The organism is Streptomyces sp. NPDC025618 (assembly GCF_055558795.1).
This window is the reverse complement of sequence record NZ_JBVHLW010000040.1, coordinates 31,740-50,979: the sequence shown is the minus strand read 5'-3', so window position 1 is coordinate 50,979 and position 19,240 is coordinate 31,740. Positions and strand designations below refer to the sequence as shown.

The 19,240-nt window shown below is 73.7% G+C and carries 6 protein-coding genes; 2 read left to right on the top strand and 4 right to left on the bottom strand.

What is annotated here, in order from left to right; genetic code table 11:
- Positions 1–819 (top strand): acyl carrier protein (locus ACZ4A5_RS26205; protein ID WP_467589125.1); only part of this gene is annotated, 819 nt, incomplete at its 5' end.
- A 16-nt stretch (positions 820–835) separates the two neighbouring features.
- The gene (locus ACZ4A5_RS26200) at positions 836–5,698 is read left to right on the top strand and encodes a type I polyketide synthase (RefSeq protein WP_467589122.1); all 4,863 of its coding nucleotides are present in this window, start codon (positions 836–838) and stop codon (positions 5,696–5,698) included.
- A 209-nt stretch (positions 5,699–5,907) separates the two neighbouring features.
- Here ACZ4A5_RS26200 and ACZ4A5_RS26195 read toward each other — a convergent pair whose 3' ends face one another.
- Genes ACZ4A5_RS26195 through ACZ4A5_RS26180 form a run of 4 tightly spaced genes read right to left on the bottom strand, consistent with a single transcriptional unit; the run spans position 5,908 to position 19,222 of the window.
- Positions 5,908–7,350 carry an NAD(P)/FAD-dependent oxidoreductase gene (locus tag ACZ4A5_RS26195; protein ID WP_467589119.1) on the bottom strand — a complete coding sequence of 481 codons (1,443 nt, stop codon included), beginning with the start codon at positions 7,348–7,350 and terminating at the stop codon, positions 5,908–5,910.
- On the bottom strand, positions 7,347–7,784 hold the full coding sequence (locus ACZ4A5_RS26190) for a nuclear transport factor 2 family protein (RefSeq protein WP_467589116.1): 438 nt from the start codon (positions 7,782–7,784) through the stop codon (positions 7,347–7,349). The genes ACZ4A5_RS26195 and ACZ4A5_RS26190 overlap by 4 nt, the downstream gene beginning before the upstream one ends.
- A 24-nt stretch (positions 7,785–7,808) precedes the next feature.
- The gene (locus ACZ4A5_RS26185; RefSeq protein WP_467589112.1) at positions 7,809–8,243 is read right to left on the bottom strand and encodes a nuclear transport factor 2 family protein; all 435 of its coding nucleotides are present in this window, start codon (positions 8,241–8,243) and stop codon (positions 7,809–7,811) included.
- A complete protein-coding gene (locus ACZ4A5_RS26180; protein ID WP_467589109.1) occupies positions 8,240–19,222 on the bottom strand; it encodes a type I polyketide synthase in 10,983 nt (3,660 codons plus the stop codon). The genes ACZ4A5_RS26185 and ACZ4A5_RS26180 overlap by 4 nt, the downstream gene beginning before the upstream one ends.
- Positions 19,223–19,240: the final 18 nt, after the last annotated feature.

The window sequence follows — 19,240 nt, the reverse complement described above, 5'->3', positions numbered from 1 at the left end:
TTGAGTGGTCTGTCGGTGGGTTGGGGTCTGTGGCAGACGGCCGGTGGTGGCATGACCGGTGGGCTCAGTGATACCGATGTCGCTCGTATGGGCCGCGTCGGTGTCAAGGCGATGAGCAGCGAACACGGCCTGGCCCTCCTCGACGCGGCACATCGCCGAGCCGAGCCGTACGTGCTCGCCGCCGACCTCAACCCCCGTGTCCTGGCCGCCAAATCCGCCGACGCCCTGCCGCCCCTGCTGCGCGCCTTCGCGAGCGGGCAGGGACCCGCGCGGCCGACCGCCGCCGCCCGGCCTGGCACCGACTGGGCCGGGCAACTGGCCTCACTGCCCGCCGAGGCGCAGCACCGGACCCTGCTCGACCTGGTGCGTACGCACGCCGCCGCGGTGCTCGGGCACGCGGGCACCGACGCCGTGCGCGCCGACGTCCCCTTCACGGACCTCGGCTTCGACTCCCTCACGGCGGTCGAGCTGCGCAACAGGCTGTCCGCCGCCACCGGACTGCGCCTGCCCGCCACGTTCATCTTCCGCCACCCCACCCCGTCCGCCATCGCCGAGGAGCTGCGCGAGCGGCTGTGCCCCGCGGCGGCCGATCCGTCGGCGCCGCTGTTCGGCGAGCTGGACCGGCTGGAGACGGTGCTCGCGGGCCACGCGCACGACGAGGACACCCGCGGCCGCCTGGTGGCGCGCCTGGAGTCCCTGCTGTGGCGGCTGGGCGACGGCGCGGGTGACGGCGGCGGCGAAGCCGTCGCGAGCGATGACCTCGAGTCCGCTTCGGACGACGAGCTCTTCGAGCTGATCGACCGGGAACTGCCTTCTTGATCAGGAGTGGAAGAACATGCCGGGTACGAAAGACACGCCGGGTACCGAGGACAAGCTTCGCCACTATCTGAAGCGGGTGACGGCGGATCTCGGGCAGACCCGTCAGCGCCTGCGCGAGATGGAGGAGCGGCAGCGGGAACCGGTGGCCATCGTCGCGATGGCCTGCCGGTACCCCGGCGGTGTCACGTCGCCGGAGGAGCTGTGGGACCTGGTCGCCTCGCGCGGCGACGCCATCGAGGCGTTCCCGGCCGACCGCGGCTGGGACGTGGAGAGCCTCTACCACCCCGACCCGGACCACCCGGGCACCAGCTACGTACGGGAGGCCGGCTTCCTGCGGGACGCCACGCGCTTCGACGCAGACTTCTTCGGCGTCAACCCGCGCGAGGCGCTGGCCGCCGACCCGCAGCAGCGGGTGCTCCTCGAAGTGGCGTGGGAGCTCTTCGAGCGGGCGGGCATCGACCCGGCCACGCTCAAGGACAGCCTCACGGGCGTCTACGCGGGGGTGTCCAGCCAGGACTACATGTCCCGGTCCCGGGTGCCCTCCGAGGTGGAGGGGTACGCCACCACGGGCACCCTCTCCAGCGTCATCTCCGGTCGCGTCGCCTACACCTTCGGCCTCGCGGGACCGGCGGTGACGCTCGACACGGCGTGCTCGGCGTCACTGGTCGCGATCCACCTGGCCGCGCAGGCGCTGCGGCAGGGCGAGTGCGACCTGGCCCTCGCGGGCGGCGTCACCGTGCTGTCCACGCCCACCGCCTACGTCGAGTTCTCCCGTCAGCGGGGCCTGTCGCCGGACGGCCGCTGCAAGCCGTTCGCCGCCGCGGCCGACGGCACCGGATTCTCCGAGGGCGTCGGCCTCGTCCTGCTGGAACGCCTCTCCGACGCGCGCCGCAACGGGCATCACGTCCTCGGCGTCGTCCGCGGATCCGCCGTCAACCAGGACGGCGCGAGCAACGGCCTCACCGCCCCCAACGACGCCGCCCAGGAACGGGTGATCCGCCAGGCTCTCGCCAACGCCCGGGTCACCCCGGACGCCGTGGACGCCGTGGAGGCACACGGCACCGGGACGACGCTGGGCGATCCCATCGAGGCACACGCGCTCCTCGCCACGTACGGCAAGGAGCGCGCGGACGACCGGCCGCTGTGGCTCGGCTCGGTGAAGTCCAACATCGGCCACACCCAGGCCGCCGCCGGCGTCGCCGGCGTGATCAAGATGGTGATGGCGATGCGGCACGGGGAGCTGCCCGCCTCCCTGCACATCGACCGCCCCACGCCCCATGTCGACTGGGAGGGCGGGGGAGTGCGGCTGCTCTCCGACCCCGTGCCGTGGCCGCGGGCCGACAGGCCCCGGCGGGCGGGCATCTCCTCGTTCGGCATCAGCGGCACCAACGCCCACCTGATCCTGGAGCAGGCCCCCGACGAAGCGGACGAGCCGGTGCGCGCCGATGCCTCCTCGGACGGGGCCGTCGTGCCATGGGTGGTCTCCGCACGGACCCGTGACGCGCTGCGCGCGCAGGCAGGCCGCCTGAGCGAGGCCCTGGTGGGCGCTCCGGATGTGCGTGATGTGGGTTGGTCGTTGTTGCGTACGCGTTCGTTGTTCGAGCAGCGGGCTGTGGTGGTGGGTGCGGAGCGGGTGGCGGCTCTTGAGGCGTTGGCTGCGGGGGAGTCGCATCCGGCGTTGGTGGGTCCGGCTGTCTCGCGTGTGGGTGGGGAGATGGTGTGGCTGTTCAGTGGTCAGGGCAGTCAGCTGGTGGGGATGGGGTCTGGTCTGTATGAGCGGTTCCCTGTGTTCGCGGAGGCGTTTGATGAGGTGTGCGGGCTGCTGGAGGGGGAGTTCGGTGGTTCGCTGAAGGATGTGGTCTTCGGTGGTCCGAAGGATCGGCTGGATCACACGATGTGGGCGCAAGGGGGTTTGTTCGCGCTTCAGGTGGGTTTGGCCCGGTTGTGGGAGTCGGTGGGGGTTCGGCCTGATGTGGTGGTGGGGCATTCGGTTGGTGAGATCGCGGCTGCGTATGTGGCGGGTGTGTTTGATCTGGCGGGTGCGTGCCGGGTGGTGGGTGCGCGGGCTCGGTTGATGGGTGCGTTGCCTGAGGGTGGTGCGATGTGTGCGGTGCAGGCGACGCCGGAGGAGCTTGCTGCGGGGCTTGAGGGTTCCGGGGTGAGTGTGGCGGCGGTGAACACCCCGGATTCGACGGTGATTTCCGGTCCGGCCGATGAGGTGAACCGAGCGGCTGAGGTGTGGTCGGGTCGGGGGCGTAAGACGAAGGCGTTGGCGGTCAGTCATGCGTTCCACTCGGCGTTGATGGAGCCGATGCTCCCCGGCTTCGCCCAGGCGCTCGGCGGGGTGGAGTTCAAGACGCCCACGATCCCGCTGATCAGCAATGTGACGGGTCTGCCTGCGGGTGAGGAGGTCGCGAGCTCGGATTACTGGGTGCGTCACGTCCGGCAGCCGGTTCTCTTCCAGCAGGCCATCGCTCATCTCGCGGACCGGGCGGGGGTGTTCATCGAGCTGGGCCCGGCCCCGGTGCTGACGACTGCCGCCCAGCACACCCTCGACGAAGCCGAAGGACCGGAACCGGTCGTCACCGCCTCGCTCCACCCCGCGCAGCCGGACGACGTGGCGTTCACGCAGGCCGTGGCCCGGCTGCACACGGCGGGGGTCGCCGTGGACTGGTCCGCCTGGTTCCCCGCCGACCCCGCTCCCCGAACCGTCGACCTGCCCACGTACGCCTTCCAAGGGCGGCGCTTCTGGCTGGCGGACATCCTGGCTCCCGAGACGGCACCTCAAGCGGACGGTGACGAGGCCGGCTTCTGGTCGGCCGTGGAGGGCGAGGACGTCCAGGCGCTCTGCGACACCCTGCACCTCAAGGACGACGAGCGCAGGGCGGCGCTGGAGACCGTCTTCCCGGCCCTGTCCGCGTGGCGGCGCGAGCGGCGTGAACAGTCCGTCGTCGACTCCTGGCGCTACCGCGTCGACTGGCAGCCGATCCCGGCGTCCCCCGCCGCGCCCGCCGGTTCCGGTCCTTGGGTGATCATCGCGCCTGCCCAGGGTGCCGACGTCTGGACCCGGGCGTGTCTGAGCGCGCTGGAGGAGGCCGGGATCGCGGCGACGCTCGTCGAGGCCGGCCCGCACCCGGGGCGGGCGGAGCTGACGGATCTGCTCCGCTCCCATCTGGCCGGACTTCAGGACGGCACACCCCCTGCCGGGGTGCTGTCCCTGCTCGCACTCACCGAGCGGCCCGCCGACGCCTCACTCGCGCTGGTGCAGGCCCTGCTGGACACCGGCCTTGACGTGCCTCTGTGGTGCGCCACCCGCGGCGCCGTCTCGTGCGGCGACACCGATCCCGTCGTCTCCCCGGAGCAGGCGGCGGTCTGGGGCCTCGGCAGGGTGGCCGCCCTGGAGCACCCGGAACTGTGGGGCGGTCTGGTGGACCTGCCCGCCGACCCGGCGGAGCTCGCCGCGGGACCGCTCCGCGCGGTGCTGGGCGGGGACGCCGGCGAGGACCAGGTCGCGCTGCGCCCGGCCGGGGCGCTCGGCCGCCGCCTGGTCCCCGACGCCGCACCCGCCGACGCCGCCGGGGAAAGCCGGCAGCCGCGCGGTGCCGTGCTCGTGACGGGCGGTGTCGGGCGGCTGGCGGACCACGTGGTGCGCTGGCTGGCCGCCCGCGGCGCCGAGCACGTCGTACTCCTGGACCCGGACGGCGTCGAGGGATCCGACGAGCTCGCCGCCGAAGTGGCGGAACATGGCGTCGAGTTCACGATGGCGCGCACGCTCGGCGAGTTGGCGGACGTACGGATACGGACGGTCATCCACACCTCGCTGCCCGGTGTGCCCGCCCCGCTGGCGGAGCTCACGCCCGAGGATCTCGCCGCGGCCGTGTCCGCCGCCGTGGAGCTGGGCGAACCGGCCGGTGCCGGACCGGTGGAGACCGTGCTGTTCTTCTCGTCCCTCGCGGCCACGCTCGGCAGCAGGGAGCACGGTGCCCACGCCGCGGCCGACGCCTACCTCGACGCCCTGGCCCAGCAGCACCGGCCCGAGGGCCCCCGGATGGTCTCCGTGGGCTGGGGCATCTGGGACCTGCCGGACGACGGCGATCTCGCCCTCCGGCACACCGGCCTGTCGAGGCGGCAGGGGCTGCCTCCGCTGGAACCCCGGCTGGCACTCGGCGCGCTGCGCACCCTGCTCGACGACGGCGACAGGCACGTGGTGGTCGCCGACATCGAGTGGGAGCGCTTCGCCCCGCTGTTCACCCTGTCCCGGCCCACCCGGCTCCTCGACGGCGTCCCGGCCGCCCTGCGGGTGCTCGACGCCGGACCGGAGGCCGGCGACGCGGCGGACGTCTCGGAACTGCGGCGCGAGCTCGCGGGCAGGGCCGCCCGGGAGCGGGTCGGCACGCTCCTGAAGGTGGTCCGTACGCAGGTGGCGGCCGTCCTGCGGTACGAGCCGGGCCAGGAGGTCGACCCCGAACGGGCCTTCAAGGACCTGGGCTTCGACTCCCTCGTGGTCGTCGAACTGCGCAACCGCCTCCGCGCCGCCACAGGGCTCCGCCTGCCCGCCACGCTGGTCTACGACTACCCGACACCCCGCGCCCTCGCCGAGCACCTGCTGGACCGGATCCTGCCCGACGGCGGCGCGGCGGAGCTGCCGGTGTCGGCCCATCTCGACGACCTGGACGCCGCGTTGACGGACCTCGCCGCGGACGACCCCCGCCGCCGGAGCCTGATCCGGCGCCTCCAAGCCCTGCTGTGGAAGCACCCCGAAGCCGCGGGCCCGTCCGAGGCGGACGCCGGGGGAGGCCGGGACGGCGAGGCGGACCTGTCCGAAGCAAGCGCCGACGACATGTTCGCCCTGATCGACCGCGAGTGGGGCAGCAGCTGACCGATCCGGCGTCGTCGGCCACCTGCCTTATGGCGGGTGGCCGACGACGTACGGGTGGTGGGTCCGGCGGAGCCGATCCGACGTGATGAAGTCCAGCCCCCGTACGTGTGCGACATGCCGGACGGGCTGGACGCGGCACGATCACTTCGGCCGCGTCCAGCCCGTCGGGGCACTTCCCGGCGTCGGCCGGGCTAGTGCGAGGACGCCTCCTACGCCGCGGGCGAGGACCGTACCGCCGCCGGCGCGAGGACCGACGCGTCGAGGTTCACCACCGCCAGCTCCTCCGCGCTGAACGGCGGAGCGGTCAGTGCCGGGTGGCGTTCGCCGGTGCGCATCGCGAGCAGGAAGCGGTTGGAGCCCAGCTCGGACTGGGGGGCGTTCAGGCTCATGACGTCCGTGACGATCTCCGACGCCTCCGGGACGCGGATCGACGCCGCGGTGATGGCGTCGGCGAACCGGAGGCGCTGCTCGGTGTCGACACCGACGAGCCGCGGGTCGGTCGCGTCGACACGGCAGTTGACGTAGTCGATGTCCTTGGACGCCGCCAGGATCCACGGGTCGTCGACGGCCGCGCCGATCGCCTTCTGGATCCCGTGCGAGGGAATGCCCTGCGCCAGCGCCCGGTCCAGCGTGACCGCGCAGCGCGCCGCCGAGCTCATGCCGTGGCCGTAGATCGGGTTGAAGGCCGTCAGGGAGTCGCCGAGGACGAGCAGTCCGTCCGGCCACCGGTCGAGCCGCTCCGGATAGAGGCGCCGGTTGGCGGCGGAGCGGGAGCCGTAGAGGGGGCTGAGCGGTTCGGCGTCCCGCAGCAGTTCGGCGATGACCGGGTGCCGCAGGTCCTTCGCGAACGGCAGGAACTCCTCCTCGGTGGAGGGGAGCCGGGCACCGCGCGTGCAGGAGAGCGTCACGATCCAGCGGTTGCCCTCGATGGGGTAGACGACGCCGAAGCGGCCGGGTTCGCGGACGTTGTCGTCGGCGGCGATGTTCACGGCAGGGAAGCGCGCCGTCGCCCCGGTCGGGGCCTGGAAGAACCGGGTCGCGTAGGCGACGCCCGCGTCCACGACGTCCTCTTCGAGCGCGGGCACGTCGAGCGCCGCCAGCCACTGCTTGAGCCGCGAGCCGCGCCCGGTGGCGTCGATCACCAAGTCGGCTTCCAGCGCGGTCCGCCGCCCGCTGCCGATGTCGCGTACGAGCACGCCGGTGACCCGGCCGGCGTCGCCCGTCAGCTCGACGGCCTCGGTGCGCGGCAGGACGGTGATGTTCCGCCGGGTCAGGGCCTCCTGGCGGACCGTCAGGTCGAGCAGCGGCCGGCTGGCGAGCAGAGCGAACTGGGTGGCGGGGAAGCGGTGCTGCCAGCCCTGTCCGGTGAGGGTCACCAGGTCCTCGGGGAAGCCGAGCCGGCGGGCTCCCGCCGCGAGGAGGCGGTCGGTGGTGCCGGGCAGCAGGTCCTCGATGAGGCGCGCCCCGTTGGACCACAGCAGGTGGGCGTGGCGCCCCTGCGGCACTCCCTTGCGGTGCCGGGGCTCCTCGGGCAGTTCGTCGCGCTCCACGACCGTGACGGTCTCGGCGTGGCGGGCCAGGACGTGGGCCGCGAGGGTCCCTGCCATGCTGGCGCCCAGAACGACGGCGTGGGCGAGTCGGGTGGTGGTCACGCGCGGTTCCCTTCGGGGTGGGTGGGGCCGGTGCCGGGTGCCGTGCCGGGCGCGGCGGGCTCGTCCATGGTCACGTCCGTCACTCCCCAGAACGCCTGGACCCGGCGGCCCAGCCCGTTCTCGTCGAGCTCGACGATGCCGACGATGCGGAAGGTCATCGGCCGTGGCTTGCGCACGGTGACGGTCGTCGGCGTCACGACGAAGCGGTCGTCCATCGAGGTCATCGGCGGGTCCGGCACCTCGTGCGTCCCGCAGGAGACGGCCAGTTCGAGGTGGCGGCGCAGATCGTCCTTGCCGACCATCGGCGGCCGTCCCACGGGGTCCTCGAAGACGATGTCGTCCGCGAACAGGTCGAGGACGCCCTCGATGTCGCCCGCGTTGATCCGCTGGGCGTAGTCGAGCGCCATCTTCTTTCGCGCGGCCTCGTCGGGCATTGCACCTCCAGGAAGGGTGGCCGGTCAGCCGAGGACCGTGAGATCGGATGTGCCCCAGTACGCCTTCACGTGCTCGATGCGGCCGGACTTCGCCAGGCGCATCACCAGCATGGCCGCCCGCCGGACGCGGGCCGTGCGCGGGTCGTCGGGGGCCTTGAGCCAGCCGCGCTCGGCATACAGCGGGCCGGCGGGCAGATAGTCCATGACGGAGGTCACCTGGAGCAGGACGTGCGTGCCGTCCTGCCCGGCGACCGGCTCGGCCGCCTCCTCGCGGAAGCGGGCGCCGAGCAAGCGGGCGTAGTGCGCGCGCAGTTCCTCGTGGCCGCAGACCGGCGGCAGGCCGACCGGGTCCTCCAGGACGGCGTCGGGGGCGTACAGCTCCAGGACGGCGTCGACGTCCCCGGCGTTGATCCGGCGGCTGTGCTCCAGGGCGCGCTGTTTGCGGGTGAACTCGTTCATCGCTGTTCCTCCACTGCCTGGCCGTTGTGTCCGTTGCCGGTGTCCCGGCCGAGATCCCGGTCGATGAACGCGAAGATCTCGTCGGCCGACGCGTCCTGGATGCGGGCGGCCACCGCGGCGCCCTCGGCCGCGCCGTCCGGCGCGTCGAGGCGGGCCAGGGTGGCGCGCAGCCGCCCGGCCAGCTCGGCGCGTGCCGTGCCGTCCTGCGAGGAGACGGCGAGCAGGGCGGACTCCAGGCGCTCGAACTCCTCCAGGACCCCGGCGAGCGGGTCCGCCTCCCGCGGCGCCAGCTCCTGCCCCAGCCGGTGGGCGATCGCCGCCGGGTCCGGGTGGTCGAAGACGAAGGTGGCGGGCAGCTTCAGACCGGTCGCGGCCGAGAGCCTGTTGCGGAGCTCCACCGCGGTCAGGGAGTCGAAGCCCAGCTCCCGCAGTCCCTGCGTGGCGTTGACGGGTGTGGCCGCGTCGTAGCCGAGGACCGCCGCGACGTGCGAGCACACCAGGTCGAGCAGCGCCTGCTCCCGCTCCGCCGCGGGCAGCGCGCCCAGCGTCCTCAGGAGCGCGGCCGCCCCCGCCGAACCGCCGGCCGTCCTGTCCGCGCCGCCGCGCACCAGGTCCCGCAGCAGCGTCGGGGCGGCGGAGTGGGTCCGCGCCTGCCTGCGCATCCGGGCCAGGTCCAGGCGGACCGGCGCGAGCAGCGGCAGACCGCTGCTCCACGCGGCGTCCAGCAGGGCGAGGCCCTCGTCCGCGGCGAGCCCGACCACACCGGCGGCGGCGTGCCGCGCCCGGTCGGCGTCGCTCAGGCGCCCCGACATCCCGTCCGCCAGCTGCCAGTAGCCCCAGGCCAGGGACGTCGCCGCGGCGCCGCCGCCGTGCCGGTGCGTGGCGAGCGCGTCGAGGAAGGCATTGGCGGCCGTGTAACCGGCCTGCCCCGCGCCGCCGAGCAGGCCGGCCACCGAGGAGTACAGCACGAACGCCGACAGATCCGCCTCGGCCGTCAGCTCGTGCAGGTTCCAGGCGGCGTCCGCCTTCACCCGCATCACCTCCTCGACCTGGTCGGCCGAGAGGTTCTGGACGACCGCGTCGCTCACGGTGCCCGCGCAGTGGAAGACCGCGGTCAGCGGATGCTCCGGGGGCACCGAGGCCAGCAGGGCCGCGGCCGCCTCCCGGTCGCCCGGGTCGCAGGCGGCGAAGGCGATGTGCGCGCCCAGCGCGGCCAGGTCCGCCGCGAGCTCCAGCGCGCCGGGCGCCTCGGCCCCGCGCCTGCTGGACAGCAGCAGATGCCGGGCCCCATGGCGGGTGACCAGGTGCCGGGCCGTGAGGGAGCCCAGGGCGCCGGTGCCGCCGGTGATCAGCACGGTGCCGTCGGGGTCGAAGGCGACCGGCAGCGTGAACACCGGCGGTCGCGAGGCGAAGGACCCCGAGCCCAGCGCCTCCGGCGCCCGGCGGACGTCCCACACCGACACCTCCGGCGGCACCAGGGCACCGCGTGCCCCCAACTCCGCCAGGGCGGCGACCACTTCACGCGCCCGCCCGGGCACGGCCGGCTCGACCACCTGATCCGTACCGTCTCCCCGCCGGACCAGCAGCGTGCCGTCCCGGGCCGTCAGGGCCGCGGTGGGGGAGTGGGCCTGAGCGGTGCCGTCCACGACGTTCACCTTCCAGTGCCGGGCCAGGCACCGCGCGGCCGACCCGACGGCACCCGTGCCCTCCCCGACGAGCAGCGAGTCGCCTTCGCGCAGCGCCGCCACATCCGTGAGCGCGTGGTACGCGGACACATAGGCCGCCAGGGACCCGGCCGCCCGCGCCCAGCTCCAGCCGGACGGCACCGGCGCGACGAGCCCGGCTCCGGTGACGGCCACCGGCCCCACCACGTCGAACAGCCCGAGCACCCGGTCGCCCACCGCCACGGCGTCGACCCCGGCACCCACCTCCGTCACCACACCCGCACCCCCCATCACGGGAGCGGGAGTGCCGAGCGCGGCCAGGTCCGGCGCGGCCGCGCGCAGCGCCACCCGCACCTCGTGCGCCGCGAGCTCCCGGCCGGCCTCGGGGGCGTCGACGAGGGTCAGCCGCTCCCCGTCACCCCGCGCGAGGCGCCACATGGCGGACCCGACCGGCGGAGCGAGCCGCCTGGACGGCTCGTCGCGTACGAGCCGCGGCGCGTACGCTTGCCCCTCGCGCAGCGCCAGCTCGGGCTCGCCCGACCCCAGCACCGCCGGGACCGCTTCGAGGGAAGCGGGCAGTTCGTCGATGTCGAGCAGCGTCAGGCGGCCCGGGTTCTCGGCCTGCGCGCTGCGCACCAGGCCCCACAGCGACGCGCCGGGCAGGTCGCCGGCCTCCTCGCCCGGCCGCGCGGCCACAGCGCCCTGGGTGACGACGACCAGGCGGCTCGCCTCGAACGCGGCATCGGCGACCCACTCCTTGAGCAGGGCCAGCAGCGCGAGGGAAGCCTGCCGCGCGAACTCGGCCGCGTCGTACGCGCCCTCCTCCGGCGTGACATACACCGCGAGGACGGCATCGGGCGCCCCGGCCCCCGCCGCGACCTCCGCCCGCAGCGCCCCGAAGGTCTCCCGCACGGGCGCCCCGCCCAGCACACCGGCGAGCTCCGCCGCCAGCGGCTCACCGGGCAGCGCGACGACGGCGGACCGCCGGGGAGCGCTGTCGCCACCGGCATCCGCCCGCGTCCAGTCGAGCCGGAACAGCGCGTCACGGTCCACGCCCCGCGCCCCCGCGACCTGATGGGCCGCCACCGGCCGCACCGTCAGGGCCTCCAGCGTCAGCACCGGCGCACCGCCGGCGTCCACGGCCGTCAGGGACAGCTGGTCCGCGGCCGTACGGGCGATCCGGATCCGCAGCCTGTCCGCGCCCGCCGAATGCACCCGGAGACCGCTCCAGGAGAACGGGAGCAGCACCTGGTCCGTGTCGGCGGACGACGTGACCGCGTCCAGGATCAGCGCGTGCAACGCGGCGTCGAGCAGCACCGGATGCACCTGATAGCGCCCGGCCGCGCCGCTCTCCGTCTCCGGCAGCGCCACCTCGGCGTAGATGTCCTCGCCCTGCCGCCACGCGGCCACCAGGCCCTGCGAGGCCGGCCCGAAGTCGTAGCCGTACGAGGCGAGATCACCGTAGGGATCGGCCCCGGAGACCGGTGTGGCACCGGGCGGCGGCCAGGCGCCGGCGAGCCGGGCGTCCGGCGCGCCCGGGCCGGCGGGCGCGAGCACACCCGCGGCGTGCTTGGTCCACCCGGCCTCCTCCTCGCCGTCACCGACGGGCCGGGAGTGGACGGACACCGGGCGCCGCCCGTCCTCGTCCACCGCGCCGACCGACACCTGGAGATCGACCGCGCCCCCGTCCCCGAAGGCGAGCGGCGTGTGCAGGGTGAGGTCCGCGAGCTGCTCGCAGCCGGTGCGCACGGCGGCCTGGAGGGCCAGCTCCACGAACGCCGAACCGGGCAGCAGCACCGTGTCCACGACCCGGTGCTCGGCCAGCCACGCCTGGTCCCGCGGTGAGATCCGGCCGGTCAGCAAGTGGCTGCTGCCGTCCGCGAGTTCCACGGCGGCGCCCAGCAGCGGGTGCCCGGCCGAGGCGAGCCCGAGCCCCGAGGGATCCCCCGCGAGACCCCGGCGCCCCTCCAGCCAGTACCGCTCCCGCTGGAAGGCGTACGTCGGCAGGTCCACGATCCGCGGCAGCGGAACGGCCGGGAACCAGCCCGTCCAGTCGACATCGACCCCGGCGGTGAACGCCTGGGCGGCGGCGCGGGCGAGCTGGGCCGTGTCGCCGTGATCGCGGCGCAGCGTGGGCACCACGGCGGCGGAGACGTCCGCCCCCTCGATGGTCTCCTCCATGCCGAGGGTCAGCACGGGGTGGGGGCTGGCCTCGATGAAGACGCGGTAGCCGTCGGCGAGCAGGGCCTCGATGGTGTCGGCGAAGCGGACGGGCTGCCGCAGGTTCGTGATCCAGTAGTCGGTGTCGAGGGTGCTGGTGTCGTCGAGGTTCCCGGCGGTGACGGTCGAATAGAACGCGACGGCGGTGTCGGACGGCCGGATACCGGAGAGGCTCTCGGTGAGCAGATCGGTGATCAGGTCGACCTGGGGGCCGTGGGAGGCGTAGTCCACATCGATGACACGGGCCCGCAGCCCGCGCGCCTGCGCCTCGGCCACGACCGCGGCCACCGCCTCGGGCGGCCCGGAGATCACCGTCGAGGACGGCCCGTTGACCGCCGCGACACCCACCCCCGCATACCCCTCGATGAGCCCGGCCGCCTCCTCCCGCCCAGCCCCCAGCGAGGCCATCGCGCCGCCCCCGGACAGCTCCCGCAACGCCCGGCTCCGCAGCGCCACGACCTTCGCACCGTCCTCCAGCGACAGCGCACCCGCCACACAAGCAGCCGCGATCTCACCCTGCGAATGCCCCACCACAGCAGCGGGCGTGACACCGTACTCCGCCCACACCGCGGCGAGAGAGACCATCACCGCCCACAGAACCGGCTGCACCACCTCCACCCGCACCAGCTCCTCGCCACCACCACGCAGCACCCCGGCCAGCGACCAGTCCACATACGGCGACAACGCCCGCTCACACTCGGCAATACGCGCCGCGAACACCGGCGACTCGTCAAGCAGTTGAGCACCCATACCCACCCACTGCGACCCCTGCCCCGGGAACACCAGCACCGGACCCGCGCCGGAGGAGCCCGCGACGCCGGACACCACATCGGACGAGGGCTCGCCCGCCGCCAACGCCCGCAGCCCGGCCGTCAGCGCGTCCCGGTCACGGCCCAGGACGACCGCCCGCTGCTCGAACACCGACCGGCTCCTGACCAGCGACCACCCCACGTCGACGGGTGACGCGAGCCGGGGGTCCTCTGCCACGCGCGCGGCCAGTGCCCGGGCCTGGGCCCGCAGTGCCACCTCGTCACGGGCGGAGACCACCCACGGCACCACTCCGGCCGGCGCCTCGGAAGCGCTCACGCCCACCGGCTCCGGCACCTCCGGGGCCTGCTCCAGGATCACGTGCGCGTTCGTGCCCGAGATGCCGAAAGCGGACACCCCGGCCCGGCGCGGGCGTTCGCCGCGCGGCCAGGCGACCGGCTCGGCGAGGAGCCGCACCCCACCGCCCTCCCAGTTCACGTGCGGTGTGGGCGCGTCGAGGTGGATCGACGCGGGGAGCCGCTCGTGCTCCAGGGCCTTCACCATCTTGATCACACCGGCGACACCGGCGGACGCCTGCGCGTGCCCGATGTTCGACTTGACCGAGCCGAGCCACAGCGGCCGGTCCGCGGGCCGGTCCTTGCCGTAGGTCGCGAGGAGCGCCCCGGCCTCGATCGGGTCACCCAGGGTGGTGCCGGTGCCGTGCGCCTCCACCACGTCGACGTCCTCGGCGGACAGCCGCGCGTTGGCGAGCGCCTGCCGGATCACCCGCTGCTGCGCCTGCCCGTTGGGCGCCGTCAGGCCGTTGCTCGTGCCGTCCTGGTTGATGGCCGAACCACGGACGACGGCGAGGACCTTGTGGCCGTTACGCCGCGCCTCCGACAGCCGCTCCAGGACCACGAGGCCGACGCCCTCGGCCCAGCCTGTGCCGTCGGCCGCGGCGGCGAACGGCTTGCACCGCCCGTCCGCGGCGAGACCCCGCTGGAGCGAGAACTCCACGAACGCGCCCGGCGTCGCCATCACCGTCGCGCCCCCGGCGAGCGCCAGCGAGCACTCGCCCTGGCGCAGCGCGTTGGCCGCCTGGTGGATCGCCACCAGGGAGGACGAGCAGCCGGTGTCGAGCGTCATCGCCGGGCCCTCCAGGCCCAGTACGTACGACACGCGGCCCGAGGCGACACAGCCGAGGTTGCCGGTGCCGATGTACCCCTCCACCTCGGTGGGCCGCTCGCCGACCAGCGCGAGGTAGTCGAAGATCGTCAGGCCGGTGAACACCCCGGCGTTGCTGCCCTTGAGGGCTTCGCGGTTGATGCCCGCGTGCTCGAACGCCTCCCAGGCCGTCTCCAGGAGCAGCCGCTGCTGCGGATCCATGGCGATCGCCTCGCGCGGGCTGATGCCGAAGAACGCGGCGTCGAAGTCCCCCGCGTCGTAGAGGAACCCGCCCTCGCGCACATAGCTCGTGCCCCGGCTCTCCGGATCCGGGTCGTACAGCGCCTCCAGGTCCCAGCCGCGGTCGTCGGGGAAGCCGCCCATGGCGTCCTTGCGGGCCATGACCAGATCCCACAGCTCCTCGGGGGAGCGCACGTCGCCCGGGTAGCGGCAGGCCATGCCGACGATCGCGATCGGCTCGTCGTCGGCGGCGACGGTGGCCGCCCGTGCCACGTCGGCCGCCGTCCCGCCCGACAGCTCCGCCTGGAGGACGTCGGTGAGGGCCTCGGGCGTGGGGTGGTCGAAGACCACCGTGGTCGGCAGGGTGAGGCCCGTGCTCTTGTTGAGCCTGTTGCGCAGCTCCACGGCGGTCAGCGAGTCGAAGCCGAGCTCCTGGAACGGCTTGGCCGCCGGCACCGCGTCCACATCCGAGTGCCCCAGCGTCGCCGCTGCCTGGGAGCGCACGTGCTGCAACAGCAACTGCCGCTGCTGAGCGGGCTTCGCCCCGGTCAGCTCCTGCTGGAGCGACGACTCCTCGGCACTCTCGCGCGCCGCCGGTGCGAGCGCCCGCCGGTTCTCGGGCAGGTCCCCGAGCAGGGGGCTGGGCCGCTGCGCGGTGAACGTCGACGTGAACTGCGCCCAGTCGAAGTTCGCCACCGTCAGCGTCGTCTCGCCCGAACTCACCGCCTGGTGCAGCGCCTTGACACACAGATCCGGGCTGAGCGGATGCAGGCCGAAGCGGCTGAAGAAGGTCAGCGCGGCCTGATCGGCGGCCATCCCGGCCTCGGCCCAGGGTCCCCAGGCGATGGAGGTGGCGGGGAGTCCTTGGGCGCGGCGGTGTTCGGCGAGGGCGTCGAGGAAGTGGTTGGCCGCGCCGTAGGCGCCCTGCTGGCCGCTGCCCCAGACCCCGGCGCCGGAGGAGAACATCACGAAGGCCGACAGATGCGCGTCCCGCGTCATCTCATGGAGATTGAGCGCGGCCCGCGCCTTGGGCTGGAGCACCGCGTCCAGCTCGGCCGCCGAGAGATCGCTGAGCGCGATGTAGTTCGGCACGCCCGCGGCGTGGATGACGGCGGTGAGGGGGTGCTGTTCCGGGATGGTGTCGAGGAGTTCGCGGAGTTGGTGGGGGTCGCTGACGTCGCAGGCGGTGATGGTGACGGTGGTGCCGAGTGCGGTGAGTTCCTGGTCGAGTTCCTGGGCGCCGGGGGCGTGGGGTCCGCGTCGGCTGGTGAGGTGGAGGTGGGGGGCGCCTTGGTGGGCGAGCCAGCGGGCGAGTACGGTGCCGATGCCGCCGGTTCCGCCGGTGATGAGGGTGGTGCCCTCGGGCCGCCAGGTGATGTCGCTCTTGACGGCGGGCGCGTGGGTGAGGCGGCGGGCATGGGTGCCGGTGGTGCGGACGGCGGTCTGATCCTCGTCCTGCGGGCTCAGGCAGGCGGCGAGGCGGGTGAGGGTGTGGTGATCGATGCGCGAGGGGAGGTCGATGAGCCCGGCCCAGAGGCGGGGGTGTTCGAGTGCGGCGACGCGTCCGAGCCCCCAGACATGGGCCTGGAGCGGGTGGGTGAGGGGATCGCCCGAGCCGGTGGAGACGGCACCTTGGGTGATGGTGTGTACGGGTGTGGTGGCGCCGATGTCGTTGAGGGCCTGGATGAGCGCGGTCGTCGCGGCGAGCCCCGCGGGGACGGCCGGGTGCTCGGGGTGGGGTTCCTCGTCCAGCGCCAGCAGATTGACGATCCCGGCGTACGGCTCCCCGCCCATCAGCGAGCGCAACTCGCGGGCGAACTCCGCACGCTCCACGGCCCGCGCGTCGATCACCTGCCGCCGCGCCTCGGCACCATGGGCGGCCAGCGTCTGCGCGGTCGCCAGGACAGCCGGGTGATCGGCGTGCGCGGCGGGCACGAGCAGGAGCCAGGCCCCGCTCAACTCCGGCGTCGCCGGGCCGTCGGCCAGATGCTTCCAGGTGACGCGGTAGCGCCAGGAGTCGACCGTGGTCTGTTCCCGGTGGCGTCGGCGCCAGGCCGAGAGGACCGGCAGCGCGGGCTCCAGCGCCGCGGCGGTCTCCGGCCGGCCGTCGATCTCCAGACTGCCGGTGAGCGCCTCGATGTCCAGGTCCTCGATCGCCTGCCACACCTGGGCCTCGACGGGATCGTGGCCACCGCTCACGGTCGGCGCGGCCGCGGGCGGCTCCACCCAGTAGTGCTGGTGCTGGAAGGCGTAGGTCGGCAGGTCGACGGTGTGGGGGGTGGGCTCGGTGGGGAACCAGCGGCGCCAGTCGACGTCCGCGCCGGCGGTGAAGGCCAGGGCGGCGGCGTGTGTGAGCTGGGTGAGGCCGCCGTGGTCACGGCGCAGGGTGGGAACGGTCGTCGCCGCCACGCCGGCTCGCTCGATGGTCTCCTGGATGCCCAGGTTGAGTACGGGGTGGGGGCTGGCCTCGATGAACAGGCGGTAGCCGTCGGCGAGCAGGGCCTCGACAGTGTCGGCGAAGCGCACCGGCTGCCGGAGATTCGTCACCCAGTAGCGCGTGTCCAGCCCTGTGGTGTCGGTGCGCTCGGCGGTGACGGTGGAGTAGAACGCCACCTCGGTGTCCACCGGCCGGATGCCGCCCAAGCGGTCCATGAGCTGATCGGTGAGCTGGTCGATCTGCGGACCGTGCGAGGCGTAACCCACATCGATCACGCGGGCCCGCAGCCCTCGTGCCTCGGCGTCGGCGACGACGGCGGCGACGTGCTCGGGCGGCCCGGAGATCACCGTCGAGGACGGCCCGTTGACCGCCGCGACGCACACCCCCGGCCGGTCGCCGATCAGCTCGGCGGCCTGCTCGGCACCGGTCCCGAGGGAGGCCATGTCACCATGCCCGGCGAGCTGTCGGAGGGCGTCGCTGCGGACGGCGACGATGCGTGCGGCGTCGTCGAGGGTGAGGGCTCCGGCCACGCATGCGGCGGCCATCTCGCCTTGGGAGTGTCCTACGACGGCGGCGGGTGTGATGCCGTGGTCGGCCCAGACGGCGGCGAGGGAGACCATCATGGCCCACAGGACGGGCTGGACGACCTCGACCCGTGCCAGCTCGCTGCCGTCGCCGCGCAGGACGTCGGTGAGGGACCAGTCGACGTACGGGGCCAGGGCCTGTTCGCACTCGGCGATACGGGCGGCGAACACCGGTGATTCGTCCATGAGTTGGGCTCCCATGCCCACCCATTGCGATCCCTGGCCGGGGAACACGAGCACCGGTCCCGGGCCCAGGTCCCCAGTCAGGCCGGACACCACGTCGGGTGAGACGTCGCCCGTGGCGAGGGCTTCCAGTCCGGTGAGGGCCTGGTCGCGGTCCTGTGCCACGATCACGGCGCGGTGCTCGAAGACCGACCGTGATGTGGCCAGTGACCAGCCGACGTCGACCGCGGGAGCATCTGTGAACGCGACCAGCTTACGGGCCTGTTGACGCAGGGCGTCGGCGGTCCGGCCGGAGACGATCCACGGCACCACCGGACCCGCCACCGGCCCGGCCACAGGGCTGGCCACCGCGGGCCGCTCCTCCTCCGGCGCCTCCTCCAGGATCAGATGCGCGTTCGTGCCCGAGATCCCGAACGCCGAGACGCCCGCCCGGCGCGTACGCTCCGACCGCCACTCGACCTGCCCGGTGAGCAGACGTACGCCGCCCTGCTCCCACTGCACGTGCGGCGAGGGCGCGTCGATGTGCAGCGAGGCGGGCAGGAGGCCGTTGCGCAGGGCCATGACCATCTTGATCACACCGGCGACGCCGGCGGCGGCCTGGGTGTGGCCGATGTTCGACTTCACCGAGCCCAGCCACAGCGGCCGGTCCTCGGGCCGGTCCTTGCCGTACGTCGCGAGGAGCGCGCCGGCCTCGATCGGGTCGCCGAGCGTGGTGCCCGTACCGTGGGCCTCCACGACGTCGACGTCGTCGGCGGACAGCCGCGCGTTGGCGAGGGCGGCGCGGATGACCCGCTCCTGTGAAGGTCCGTTGGGGGCGGCGAGACCGTTGCTGGTGCCGTCCTGGTTGACGGCCGAACCCCGCACCACCGCGAGGACCTTGTGCCCGCGGCGCCGCGCCTCGGAGAGCAGTTCGAGTGCCACCACACCGGCGCCCTCGCCCCAGCCGGTGCCGTCGGCGGCGGCCGCGAAGGGCTTGCAGCGCCCGTCGGGTGCCAGCCCGCGCTGCCGGGAGAACTCCGTGAACGAGCCGGGCGTCGCCATCACGGTGGAGCCGCCCGCGAGCGCCAGCGAGCACTCGCCCTGCCGCAGCGCCTGGGCCGCCAGATGGATCGCGACCAGCGACGACGAGCACGCGGTGTCGACCGTCACTGCGGGGCCCTCCAGCCCCAGGGTGTAGGAGATCCGGCCCGAGACCACACTGCCGAGGTTGCCGGTGCCGATGTATCCCTCGACCTCGCTGGCCGTCTGACTGATCAGCGTCAGATAGTCATGGGCGCTCACCCCGGTGAAGACACCGGTGTCGCTGCCCCGCAACTCCCGCGGGTTCAGGCCCGCGTGCTCGACGGCCTCCCACGCGGTCTCCAGCAGCAGCCGCTGCTGCGGGTCCATCGCCACCGCTTCACGCGGGCTGATGCCGAAGAACTCGGCGTCGAAGTCGCCCGCGTCGTAGAGGAAGGCGCCGTCCCGCACATAGCTGGTGCCCGGGTGTTCGGGATCCGGGTGGTAGAGCGCCTCCAGGTCCCAGCCCCGGTTGTCGGGGAACGCCGAGACGGCGTCGCCCCCCTCGCGCACGAGACGCCACAGGTCCTCGGCGGACCGGGTGCCGCCGGGATAGCGGCAGGCCATCCCCACGATCGCGACCGGTTCCGCCGATTCCTTGTCGCGGAGCCGTTGGTGGGCCTCGCGCAGCTCCGCGGTGACCCACTTGAGGTGATCGAGAAGCTTCTCCTCGTTCGACATCTAACCCAGGCTCCTTGG